This window comes from Streptomyces phaeoluteigriseus (genome assembly GCF_001896135.2).
Lineage (GTDB): Bacteria > Actinomycetota > Actinomycetes > Streptomycetales > Streptomycetaceae > Streptomyces > Streptomyces phaeoluteigriseus.
Genome location: NZ_MPOH02000019.1, coordinates 368425 through 379931, shown reverse-complemented (window position 1 = coordinate 379931; position 11507 = coordinate 368425). Strand labels below are relative to the sequence as shown.

The 11507-nt window shown below is 71.7% G+C and carries 9 protein-coding genes and 1 pseudogene; 7 read left to right on the top strand and 3 right to left on the bottom strand.

Annotated elements, in window-relative coordinates; translation table 11 throughout:
• The first annotated feature begins 120 nt into the window (after positions 1–120).
• From BM536_RS40910 to BM536_RS31285, 3 genes are all read left to right on the top strand, one after another.
• Complete coding sequence (locus BM536_RS40910) at positions 121–711, top strand: hypothetical protein (RefSeq protein ID WP_094103785.1); 591 nt, start codon at positions 121–123, stop codon at positions 709–711.
• A gap of 126 nt (positions 712–837) precedes the next feature.
• On the top strand, positions 838–2451 hold the full coding sequence (locus tag BM536_RS31290) for a succinic semialdehyde dehydrogenase (RefSeq protein WP_094103784.1): 1614 nt from the start codon (positions 838–840) through the stop codon (positions 2449–2451).
• 161 nt (positions 2452–2612) lie between these two features.
• Positions 2613–4409 (top strand): GMC family oxidoreductase, encoded by a 1797-nt coding sequence (locus BM536_RS31285; RefSeq protein WP_073495585.1) that lies wholly within the window; start codon positions 2613–2615, stop codon positions 4407–4409.
• Between the two features lie 86 nt (positions 4410–4495).
• Here the strand turns inward: BM536_RS31285 and BM536_RS31280 are convergent, their stop codons facing one another.
• Complete coding sequence (locus BM536_RS31280; RefSeq protein ID WP_245873888.1) at positions 4496–5158, bottom strand: LPXTG cell wall anchor domain-containing protein; 663 nt, start codon at positions 5156–5158, stop codon at positions 4496–4498.
• Positions 5159–5213: 55 nt separating this feature from the next.
• On the opposite strand from BM536_RS31280, the gene BM536_RS43380 reads away from it, so the two are divergent.
• Complete coding sequence (locus BM536_RS43380; protein ID WP_245873887.1) at positions 5214–5519, top strand: hypothetical protein; 306 nt, start codon at positions 5214–5216, stop codon at positions 5517–5519.
• Positions 5520–6320: 801 nt separating this feature from the next.
• On the opposite strand, the gene BM536_RS31275 is transcribed toward BM536_RS43380, so the two are convergent.
• Positions 6321–6665 carry a chorismate mutase gene (locus BM536_RS31275; protein ID WP_073495577.1) on the bottom strand — a complete coding sequence of 115 codons (345 nt, stop codon included), beginning with the start codon at positions 6663–6665 and terminating at the stop codon, positions 6321–6323.
• A 296-nt stretch (positions 6666–6961) separates the two neighbouring features.
• Between BM536_RS31275 and guaA the strand changes: the two genes are divergently transcribed.
• Complete coding sequence (gene guaA, locus BM536_RS31270) at positions 6962–8542, top strand: glutamine-hydrolyzing GMP synthase (RefSeq protein WP_073495575.1); 1581 nt, start codon at positions 6962–6964, stop codon at positions 8540–8542.
• 15 nt (positions 8543–8557) lie between these two features.
• Here guaA and BM536_RS31265 read toward each other — a convergent pair whose 3' ends face one another.
• Positions 8558–9049: a pyridoxamine 5'-phosphate oxidase family protein gene (locus tag BM536_RS31265; protein ID WP_073495572.1), complete on the bottom strand. Its 492-nt coding sequence runs from the start codon at positions 9047–9049 to the stop codon at positions 8558–8560.
• A 131-nt stretch (positions 9050–9180) separates the two neighbouring features.
• Between BM536_RS31265 and BM536_RS31260 the strand changes: the two are divergent.
• Both BM536_RS31260 and BM536_RS31255 read left to right on the top strand, forming a co-directional pair.
• Positions 9181–9974, top strand: a pseudogene (locus tag BM536_RS31260) (class II aldolase/adducin family protein).
• A gap of 175 nt (positions 9975–10149) precedes the next feature.
• The gene (locus BM536_RS31255) at positions 10150–11427 is read left to right on the top strand and encodes a hypothetical protein (protein ID WP_073495569.1); all 1278 of its coding nucleotides are present in this window, start codon (positions 10150–10152) and stop codon (positions 11425–11427) included.
• The last annotated feature ends 80 nt before the right edge of the window (positions 11428–11507 follow it).

Below are 11507 nucleotides of genomic sequence, written 5' to 3'. Positions count from 1 at the left end.
CGCCCCTCTCGCCCTCCTCGCCGTCCTCGTTCTCGCCGGTGCCGGCCTGGGCGCCTCCCTTCTCCTGGACGCCGGCGACGGGCGCGACCGAGCCGACCGCCGCCCGCCAGTTCCAGCCCCGTGTCCTCCCCGAGCACCACCTCCGCCTCCCACCCCGGCCGCGTGGACCGGCGCACCCCGAGCCCGAGATGGGCGCCGTCGCTCTCCCTCCCCGCCGAGTACCGGGAGTCCGCCCGGCAGGGTGGCCCCGACGAGCAGCCGAGGCTCGTCGTCTACTCGGCCGGCCCCGTCGACGTACGCCTCACGCAGTGGGACAGGGCACCGGGATCGCCGCTCGGGCGGGCGGCGAAGGCGCACGAGACCTGGGACGGTGGCGAGGGGGACGCGCGCACGCGGACCACACGGACCACCTTCCAGGGTCACGAGGCCGTGCTCGCCGACACCGCCCACGGCCCGGAGACCTCGCCGGCCCGCGTGCTGGAGCTGTTCGTGCTCACCGACGACAGCCGGATGTACGAGCTGCGGGTCGACATGCCGAAGGGCACCCCGGACGAGAAACAGGGGACGGCGGTCTTCAAGGCGGCCCGAGACCGGCTGCGTATCGACGCGTCGGAGAACGCGCCGGGAGACTCCGGAGCCGGAGAAGGTCCCGGAGAACGCGCCGGAAGACGTCCCGGGGAACGTGCTGCGGAACTTCCCCCGGAGCGGTGAACCTTCCCGCACAACCCGCTGATCAGCAGGTTCGTTGCCAGTGACCACTGGCGTCATGTGTGCGGTCGGTGAATCCCCGTTACCGACGGGTACCAAAAGCCGTTCCCACGTCATACCCTGCGGCTCATGACGGACTCGCAGGCCCCGGAGAAGACCGGTACCAACCCCCTCGCCCCCACCCCCGCCGGCGCCCGCACCGCCGCCGACGTGGTCACCCCCCAGCTCGTCGCCCAGCTCACCAAGGGCGTCGTCGGTTCCGGGCGCACGGCGAACCACACGCCGTTCACCGGCGAGAAGCTCGCCGACCTGCCCGAGTCCACCCCCGAGGACGTACAGCGGGCGTTCACCGCGGCCCGTGCCGCGCAGGCGGTGTGGGAGCAGGTGCCGGTGCGGGAACGGGCGGCGGTCCTGCTGCGCTTCCACGACCTGGTGCTCCAGCGTCAGGGCGAGGTCCTCGACCTGATCCAGCTGGAGACCGGCAAGGCGCGCCTGCACGCCCACGAGGAGGTGCAGGCGGTCGCGGTCGCCGCCCGCCACTACGGGCGCAAGGCCCCCTCCTACCTGCGGCCGAAGCGGCACGCGGGCGCGATGCCGACGCTGACGAAGGTCACCGAACTGCGCCACCCGCGCGGTGTCGTCGGCCAGATAGCCCCCTGGAACTACCCGCTGGAACTCTCCGTCGGCGACGCGCTGCCCGCCTTCGCCGCGGGCAACGCGGTCGTCATGAAGCCCGACACGGAGACCTGTCTCACCGCGCTGTGGGCCCGTGACCTGCTCATCGAGGCCGGGCTGCCCGCCGAGGTCTTCCAGGTCGTCCTCGGCGAGGGCCCGGTCGTCGGCCCCGAGGTCGTCCGGCACGCCGACTACGTCTCCTTCACCGGCTCCACCCGCACCGGCCGTGAGGTCGCGCAGGGCGCCGCCGCCCGCCTGGTCGGCGTCTCCCTCGAACTCGGCGGCAAGAACGCCATGCTGGTCCTCGCGGACGCCGACGTGGAGAAGGCCGCCGCCGGAGCGGTCCGCGCCTGCTTCTCCTCCGCCGGCCAGCTCTGCATCTCCATCGAGCGGCTGTACGTCCACGAGTCCGTCGCGGACGCCTTCCTGGAGCGCTTCGCCGCCCGCACGAGGGCGATGCGCCTCGGCACCTCCCTCGCGTACGGCGCCGACATGGGCTCCCTCGTCGGCGAACGCCAGCTGGAGACCGTGTCCCGGCATGTGGAGGAGGCCGTCGCCAAGGGCGCCACGGTCGTCGCCGGCGGTGTCGCCCGCCCCGACATCGGCCCCTACTTCTTCGAGCCGACGATCCTCGACGGCGTGACGGAACCGATGTCGGTCTGCGGCGAGGAGACCTTCGGCCCGGTCGTCTCGATCTACCGCTTCACGACGGACGACGAGGCGGTCGACCTCGCCAACTCCACGCCGTACGGCCTGAACTCATCGGTCTGGACGAGGGACGGCCGCCGCGGCCGCGCGATCGCCGCCCGCCTGCGCACCGGCACCGTCAACATCAACGAGGGTTACGCCCCCGCCTACGGCAGCGTCCAGTCGCCCATGGGCGGCATGAAGGACTCCGGCCTCGGCCGCCGCCACGGCTCCGAGGGCATCCTCAAGTACACGGAGGCCCAGACGGTGGCCCAGCAGCGACTGCTGCCGATGGCGCCGTCCCTGGGGATGGACGACGAGAGGTACGCGGAGTTCATGAGCCGCAGCCTCCGCCTGATGAAGGCGTTCCGCTTCCGCTAGACAGCACCACCCGTTCTCAATGAGGAGAGCACGTGTCACAGGAGAACTCCGCCCGGATCCGGCACGAGGACGGACCCGGCCGCCAGGACGCCGACACCGCCGCCGAAGTCAACGCCGACGCCGACGCCGGAGCTGACGCCGACGCCGAGGTGAACGTCGAGGTGAGCGCCGAGGCCGACGCCGCGGACGACGCCTACGACTACGACGTCGTCGTCGTGGGATCCGGCTTCGGCGGTTCGGTCACCGCGCTCCGCCTCACGGAGAAGGGGTACCGGGTCGGCGTCCTGGAGGCCGGCCGCCGGTTCACCCGGGAGTCCCTCCCGAAGAACTCCTGGGACCTGAAGAACTACCTCTGGGCCCCCAAGCTCGGCATGTACGGCATCCAGCGCATCCACCTGCTGGGCAACGTCATGGTCCTGGCGGGCGCGGGCGTCGGCGGCGGCTCCCTCAACTACGCCAACACCCTGTACGTGCCGCTGAAGCCGTTCTTCGACGACCCGCAGTGGCGGCACATCACGGACTGGCAGGAGGAGCTGGCTCCCTACTACGACCAGGCCCGACGCATGCTCGGCGTGCGCCTCAACCCGACGACGACCCCGTCCGACGTACACCTCAAGGCGGCGGCCGAGCGGATGGGTGTGGGCGACACCTTCCACATGGCCCCGGTGGGCGTGTTCTTCGGGGACGGCCAGGACGCCGACGGGTCGGTCACGGCACGGCCGGGCCGGCAGGCGGCGGACCCCTACTTCGGCGGCGCGGGCCCCGCCCGCAAGGCCTGCAACGAGTGCGGCGAGTGCATGACCGGCTGCCGGCACGGCGCGAAGAACACCCTCAACGAGAACTACCTCTACCTCGCCGAGAAGGCGGGCGCCGTCGTCCACCCCCTCACCACGGTCGTGTCGGTCACCGACGACGCACGCGGCGGGTACGCGGTGGCGACCCTCCCGACCGACGGCCGGCGCAGGTCGAAGGGCCGCACCTTCACGGCCCGCCGGGTCGTCCTCGCCGCCGGCACCTACGGCACCCAGACCCTGCTGCACCGCATGAAGGCGGGCCGGCAACTGCCGTACCTCTCCGACAAGCTCGGCGAACTGACCCGCACCAACTCCGAGGCGCTGGTCGGCGCCCAGACCAATGACCGCCGCTACCGCAGGGCGACCGGACAGGCGAAGGTCGACTTCACGCGCGGGGTCGCCATCACGTCCTCGATCCACCCGGACCCGGTCACCCACATCGAACCCGTCCGCTACGGCAAGGGCTCCAACTCGATGGGCAGCCTGTCGATCCTCCAGGTGCCGTACGCGGAAGGCTCGTCGCGGGTGGCCGGCTGGCTGGCGAACGCCGCCCGCCATCCCGTCCTCGTGCTGCGCTCCCTCTCCAACCGCCGCTGGTCGGAGAAGACCATCATCGGCCTGGTCATGCAGTCCGTGGACAACTCGCTGACGACGTACCTGAAGCCGACGGGTGTGGGCAAGGGCCTGCTGACCGCACGCCAGGGGCACGGCAGCCCCAACCCCAAGCAGATCAGGGCGGCTTCGGAGGCGGCCACCGCGATCGCCGCCGACATCAACGGCTTCGCCGGCTCCAACGTGGGCGAGCTGATGGGCACCCCGCTCACCGCCCACTTCCTCGGCGGCTGCCCCATCGGCGACTCGCGCGAGACCGGCGTCATCGACCCGTACCACCGCCTCTACGGCCACCCCGGCATCTCGGTCGTGGACGGCGCCGCCGTGTCGGCGAACCTCGGCGTGAACCCGTCCCTGACGATCACGGCCCAGGCCGAGCGCGCGATGTCGTACTGGCCGAACAAGGGAGAGCAGGACCCGCGCCCCGCGCAGGGAGCGGCGTACGAACGTCTGAAGCCGGTGGAGCCGCGTGACCCGGTGGTCCCGGCGGACGCGTTCGCGGCGCTGCGGCTGCCGTTCCTGGGCATGCCGACGGTGCCGCCGAAGAAGTAGATGAGGCAGCGGGCACGGAAAAGGGACCTGCGCCCCCCTCCGAGCGCAGGTCCCTCCTCACCAACGGCCCTGAGGCCGGTTCAGGCTTACGCCTGTGTCCTGCGGCGGCGCGCGGTGAACACCGCGCCCGCACCGGCGACGACGGCGACCCCGCCGACCAGCCCGATCATCGGCAGAGCCGAGCCGGAGCCGGTCTCGGCGAGGCTGCCCGTCGCGGGGATCTCCTTGGCGCCACCCTGCGGCTGCTTGCCGCCCGCGGGAGCCTTGCCGTCGCCCGGCTTGGCCTTGCCCGGGTCGTCGTTGCTGCTGCCGGGCTTGAGCACGGTGAACTCGTAGAGCGCGAAGGAGCTGTGTACGCAGTTCTTCTCCGAGTCGACGTAGCCGCCGAGGCCCAGGGTGAAGCCGTCACCGGCCGGGGCCTTGGAGGTGATGTCGACGCGCAGCTTGATGTCGACGGTCTCCTTGGGGCCGAGTTCCGTCTGGCCGAAGTAGAAGCCGTTGCCGAAGTCGTCCGCGATCGAGTCCCAGGCCTTCGTCGCCGGGTCGTAGTACTCGATCTTGGCGTAGGTGCTCAGCCAGGTCCGCTCGTCGTCGCTCATCGAGTCGTTGTCGACGGCCGCGAGCCACTGCACGGTGCCCAGGGCCTTGTCGCTGTGGTTGGCGGCGGTGAGCTTGAAGGGGTGCCGGCCGCTGCCCGCCACGATCTTGCCGGGCAGACCGGACACGGACAGCTCCAGCTGGGAGTCCACGTCGACGCCGTCCTCGTCGACCGGACAGTCGTCGGGGAACTCCGACGGCTCCCCGGTGGGCGACGAGGAAGCGGACGACGACGCGGAAGCCGACGCCGTTCCCTGGGAGGCGGAGGCGGAGGCGGAGGCCGAGCCCGACGAGGACTCGGAGGCGGACTCGGACGCGGAGGCGGACTCCGAGGAACTCGCCGAGTCGGACGGCGAGGCGGAGGCGCTCTCGGACGACGATGCGCTCGGCGACGCCGAGCCGCTCTCCTCCGCGAAGGCGCCCGGCGCCGACAGCAGGGCCAGCGGCGCGAGGGCGGCGGTCGCGGCCATGGTGACCATGGCCCGGCGGAGCTTCATGAAAAGACCTCGATGATTGCTGTGCGTCGCGACAGCAAGGCCGCGACGCGGTTGAGGAGGCCTTCCGCATGGGGGAGCGGCTTATGGCCCTGAGTTCGCTACGTGTGACTGGCGAAGCCTGTGAAGAGTTGCTCTCTCTTCACAGGTTCCTTATGTGGCATACGTCACACCACTGGGCCCTCCTGGAGGGCTCAGTCGCACCCGCCGGACCCGCCGGCCGCCTCCGGGCATGACGAAGGGCCCCGCGGGACGGATCCGCGAGGCCCTTCTTTATCGTCAGCACCGGCGTCAGGGCAGCGCCGGTGCCTGGGGAGCGGCGCCGGGGGGTTGCGCCGCTGGCTTGTCGAGCGCCCGCGTCCGTGCCGGGTGGCCGCCGGGGCGCACGCGGGGTGTGCGACTGGTCCGAACCTTTGGCGGTCGGTGGGGACGAAACGCCGCACAACAGGTCATAGCAGGAGAGGACGGGGCAATGCCGTTGTCCCCGGCGGGACTTGGGGCTTTCTACGCATCGTGCTGGATGAACGCGGTGCCCGCAACCGTTTGACCCAGCCCTTACGCACTTTTGCCCTTCCCGCCGGCCGGCCCCGAGCGTCCCCGGGGCCGGCCGTTCTCCTGGGTGACCGGGCCGCTGTCCCCTGCCGTCCGGTCACTTCCCCGGAGCGAGGTCCCACGGCGCACGGCACGATCCGTACGCCTCATCGCTCCAGGTGAGCCACGCGTGGTTCTTCCGGGTCCGCCCCTGGCTGGAACGGACATCGGGACCAACGAAGCCGTCCGCGACCGGTCACGCGCCGTACGAGTGAGAGGAACACCGAACTCAGATGCGACCACGGCAGAGTTCGAGGAGCGTCAGGGCGAGGGAGGTGCCGGGCCTGCCGAGGGCCTGCCGGTAGTGGTCGAGGATCTCCATCTCGCGGGACAGGTTCACGCGCCGGCCGCCGGAGGTGATCCGGGCCTCCTGGATCACGGCGGACACGGCGATCCGTTCCTGGATGAGACCGATGATCCGGTCGTCGAGCGCGTCGATGCGGTCACGCGCGCCGGTGATCACGCCGGCCGCCTCGGAGGTACGGGCGCCGGTCACGTCGGTGGCGGTCATGGGGGCTCCTGTGGTGGTGGGTGCGGATGCCCCGGAGCGACCTGACCCGGAGGGAAACGACAGGCGCCCCGGGCCTTGTCGGCCCGGGGCGCCTGGGAAGTCGCTGCCTCAGCTAAGCAGCACGACCATGGCAGCCGGCGGGCCGGGTGCCATAGGTAAAGACGAAGGTCGCGTGCGAGAGCATGGGCGCCAGTATGCCACGGCGGTTTTCGCACGGTGGGCGGGCACCGGCCCGGCGGGCCCCCCGGTGACGAGACCGGTCCCGCGTCGGCGTCGGTGGAAGCGACGGGATCGTTCCCACGCCCACTCGGTAGAATTGGGCAGCACAGAGACTCCGCCCGAACCGCCGGAAGGCCCCCGTGTCATCAGCGACTCCTACTGCCGCCGCCCCCGACACCGTCCTGGTCGTCGACTTCGGCGCGCAGTACGCCCAGCTCATCGCCCGTCGAGTCCGCGAGGCGCGGGTCTACAGCGAAATCGTGCCGAGCACCACGCCGGTCGCCGAGATGCTCGCCAGGAACCCGGCGGCGATCATCCTCTCCGGCGGTCCCTCGTCCGTCTACGAGGAGGGCGCCCCCCGCCTCGACCGCGAGCTGTTCGAGGCCGGCGTCCCCGTCTTCGGCATGTGCTACGGCTTCCAGCTGATGGCGCAGACCCTCGGCGGCACCGTCGACAACACCGGCGCCCGCGAGTACGGCCGCACCGAGCTGCACGTCTCGCGCTCGTCCTCCACCCTCTTCGAGGGCACCCCGGGCGAGCAGGCCGTGTGGATGTCGCACGGCGACGCCTGCTCCGCCGCCCCCGAGGGCTTCTCCGTCACGGCCTCCACGGACGTCGTCCCGGTCGCCGCCTTCGAGAACGACGAGAAGAAGCTCTACGGCGTCCAGTACCACCCCGAGGTCATGCACTCCACGCACGGCCAGCAGGTCCTGGAGCACTTCCTCTACCGCGGCGCGGGTCTCCGCCCCGACTGGACCACCGGCAACGTCATCGAGGAGCAGGTCGCCGCCATCCGCGAGCAGGTCGGCGACCGGCGCGCCATCTGCGGCCTCTCCGGCGGCGTCGACTCCGCCGTGGCCGCGGCCCTGGTCCAGAAGGCCATCGGCTCCCAGCTGACCTGCGTCTACGTCGACCACGGCCTCATGCGCAAGGGCGAGACCGAGCAGGTCGAGAAGGACTTCGTGGCCGCCACCGGCGTCCAGCTGAAGGTCGTCGACGCGGAGGAGCGCTTCCTCACCGCGCTCAAGGGGGTCTCCGACCCCGAGGAGAAGCGGAAGATCATCGGCCGCGAGTTCATCCGCGTCTTCGAGCAGGCCCAGGCGGAGATCATCGCCGACGAGGGCCCCGAGGTCGCGTTCCTGGTCCAGGGCACCCTGTACCCGGACGTCGTCGAGTCCGGCGGCGGCACCGGCACCGCCAACATCAAGTCCCACCACAACGTGGGCGGGCTGCCCGAGGACCTCGAGTTCCAGCTGATCGAGCCGCTGCGCAAGCTGTTCAAGGACGAGGTCCGCATGGTCGGCCAGGAACTGGGCCTGCCGGAGGAGATCGTCCAGCGGCAGCCGTTCCCCGGTCCCGGCCTGGGCATCCGGATCGTCGGCGAGGTCACCAAGGACCGCCTGGACCTGCTCCGCGACGCCGACGCGATCGCCCGCGAGGAACTGACGGCGGCCGGCCTCGACCGTGAGATCTGGCAGTGCCCCGTGGTCCTGCTCGCCGACGTCCGCAGCGTGGGCGTCCAGGGTGACGGCCGCACCTACGGCCACCCCATCGTCCTGCGCCCGGTCTCCTCCGAGGACGCCATGACGGCCGACTGGTCGCGCCTGCCGTACGACGTCCTCGCGAAGATCTCCACCCGGATCACCAACGAGGTGCGCGACGTCAACCGGGTCGTCGTCGACGTGACCTCGAAGCCGCCGGGCACCATCGAGTGGGAGTAGGCCCCTCCAGCGGGGTCAGGTCCGCTTGAGGGTCCGCACCGGCTCTCCGGGCTTCCAGACCTGGGCGACGAGATAGGTGTCGTCCTCGACGCAGGTCCTGACGACCTCCGTCAGCTCGGTGCGAAAGAGGTGGAACGGCTGCGGCGGTTCCACCTCTTTCACGTACCCGGCCCTCGCCTCCCCGTCCTCGACCTCCACGGCCCGCCCGCTGATCCGTACGTCCCCGCCGCCCATCCCGGTGCCCTCACCCGGGTTGGCCTGGAGCGAGAAGCGGGGGTCGCGGCGCAGGTCCAGGACCTTGAGCGAGCCCGGCATCATGCCGAGCCACAGCTCACCGCCCACGAAACGCACCTCCAGGCCGCTGGTGCGCGGGGAGCCGTCCTTGCGCAGGGTCGCGAGTACGTGGTGGGTGAAGGCCCCGAACCGGTCCTCGACGACCCGCGCGAGATCCGGCTCCGCCTCGGCGAACGCCGCCCAGTTCACTGCTGTCGTACGACGTGCTGTCATACATCGAGTGTGGCGCCGATACCCGACATCTCATGTCCGGTATCGCAGGAGTCTTCTCCGTGACGGCTCTGCCCTTTTCCGCCGACCGGAGGTAACTTCCGCCCGTAACGCATCCCAGTGCTGGAGGACCGATGCACGGGCCCATGTCACCCGCCCCGCTGCCCACCGACCGGTTGCGGTTCGCCATGCCTCCGACACACGAATCGGCCGACGACGAGCGCCGGCATCGCAAGGAACGGCTCGCGGGCGCCCTGCGGATCTTCGGCCGGCACGGCTTCGAGGACGGGGTCTCCGGGCACATCACCGCCCGCGACCCCGAGTACGGCGACTGCTTCTGGGTCAATCCCTTCGGCGTGCCCTTCAAGCACGTCACCGTGAGCGACCTCGTCCTCGTCAACGCCGACGGGCAGGTCGTCGAGGGCCGCTATCACGTCAACCAGCCGCGTTCACCGTGCACGCGCAGGTGCACGCCGCCCGGCCGGACGTCGTCGCCGTCGCCCACTGCCACTCCGTCCACGGCCGCGCGCTCGCCGCCCTCGGCGAACTGATCGACCCGATCACCCAGGAGAGCTGCGCCTTCTACGAGGACATGGCGCTCTACGACGCCTACACCGGCGTCGCCGTGGACGCCGAGGAGGGCCGGCGCATCGCCGCCGCGCTCGGCAGCCGCAAGGCACTCGTGCTGCGCAACCACGGCCCGCTGACGGTGGGCGAGTCGGTGGACGCGGCGGCCTGGTGGTTCCTGTCGATGGAACGCTCCAGCCAGGTCCAGCTCACCGCCCGCGCCGCCGGCCGGCCCGTCCTGATCGAGCACAAGGCGGCGGTGGCGACCCGGGAACAGCTCGGCGGCGACCTGGTGGCGTGGATCAACTACCAGCCCCTGTGGCAGGACATCAGCCGCAGCGAACCGGACCTGCTCAGCTGACCACGTCAACACGGCAACCTCGGATTCACCCGCGCTGACCAGACCTGCCGGAGCGGGACGGTGTGCCGTAGGGCACAATTCGCTGTCGTCGCAGCGCAGTTGTTCACAGGGTCGGCGGGCCGGTTTCACGGGGGTCGCCGACCGTTTCCGGTAGCGGGGAAGGCAGGCGTCGGCAGTGGCGGTGCAGGAGGCGAGACAAGGCCCGGAGCCGGGTGCGCACGACGGTGGCTGTGCCTGCGGGGACTGCCCGCACGGCGCGCGCGAGGGGCACCGGCGAGCCGTCGCCGCCTTCCTGGTGAAGCGGGACGAGTTCGCCGCCGGCCAGGGACTTCCCGCCGCCGTCGCCCACTCCGCCTCGGCCTCCCGCCAGTGGGTCTCGGAGGAACTCACCCAGTCCGCCGAACGCGTCGCCGAAAGAGGCCGTGCCGAAGGCGAGTCCTGGCTGAGCCGCGTGTGGCAGCGCACCGCCTGCACGGTGGGTGCGGCCGTCGTCGCCCTGTTGCTCGTGCAGTCCCTGACCGCGATCGGCGCCGGCTGGACCGCGGCCCGCACCGCCGGACTGCTCGCCGCACTCCTCGTGGGCGGCGCCCTGACCGCCGCCTCATGGCTCCACCGGGCGCGCGGTGGCGCGCTGGCCCCCGTGATCGGCGAGGACAACCGCCTGTCCACCTCCCGCGTGGTCGCCGCCGCCTGGGTGCTGTTCGTGGCGTACGCGGTGCTGGTCCTGGTGGGCAGGCTGGCGGCCGCCTCCGGCCCCGCCGAGCGCGACGCCCTGATCTCCGGGCTCGACCTCGCACGCGGCGCCGGTGCGGTGACCGTCCTCGCCGTGGTCTGCGCGATCGCCGTCCTGGTGCGGCGCGTGGTCGGTCTGCGCGTCCTCGGCCAGCGGCTCCAGAAGGTCCGCGCGCACCGGCCCCGGGCCGCCGACCTGCTCACCGACGACGCCGGCCGCGGCACCTTCGCCGACATCCAGTACGTCGTGATCAGCGCCGTCGCCCTGGCCTTCGCCGCCGTACGTCTCGCCCGCCGCCCCGACCAGCTCCCCGACCTGCCCTGGGGCCTCGCCGTGGTCGTCCTGGTGTCGGCCGCCACCTATCTCGCCGGAAAGTACGCCGAGGGCGGGCGGCCCGTGATCCTCTCCGTCGTCCGCTCCCGCGAGGCCGGCGACCTGGACGGACCGATCCGCACGGGCGACGACATCGAGATCCGCGGTGCCGGATTCGTGCCGCCCGGCGCACAGAGCGCCGACCGTCTCTCCCGCATGGTCGTCCGCATCGGCGCCGTCCATGTCCACGTCCCCCTCGTCCCGGTCACGGGCGGCTTCAGCAACCCCACCGACGCGGTCCTCACCGTCCCGGTCCCGGCGGAGGTCGAGCCCGGCCGGGCGGAGGTCCAGGTGATCACCGCGGCCGGCGTGGAGACGAACCGCTACGCGATCGACGTGACGGACTGACACACGCGGGACCGGACCGCGCCGGATCGGACGACGCGGGACTGCGCCGCGTGGGAGTGGGACGCGCGGCGCCGGAAAGA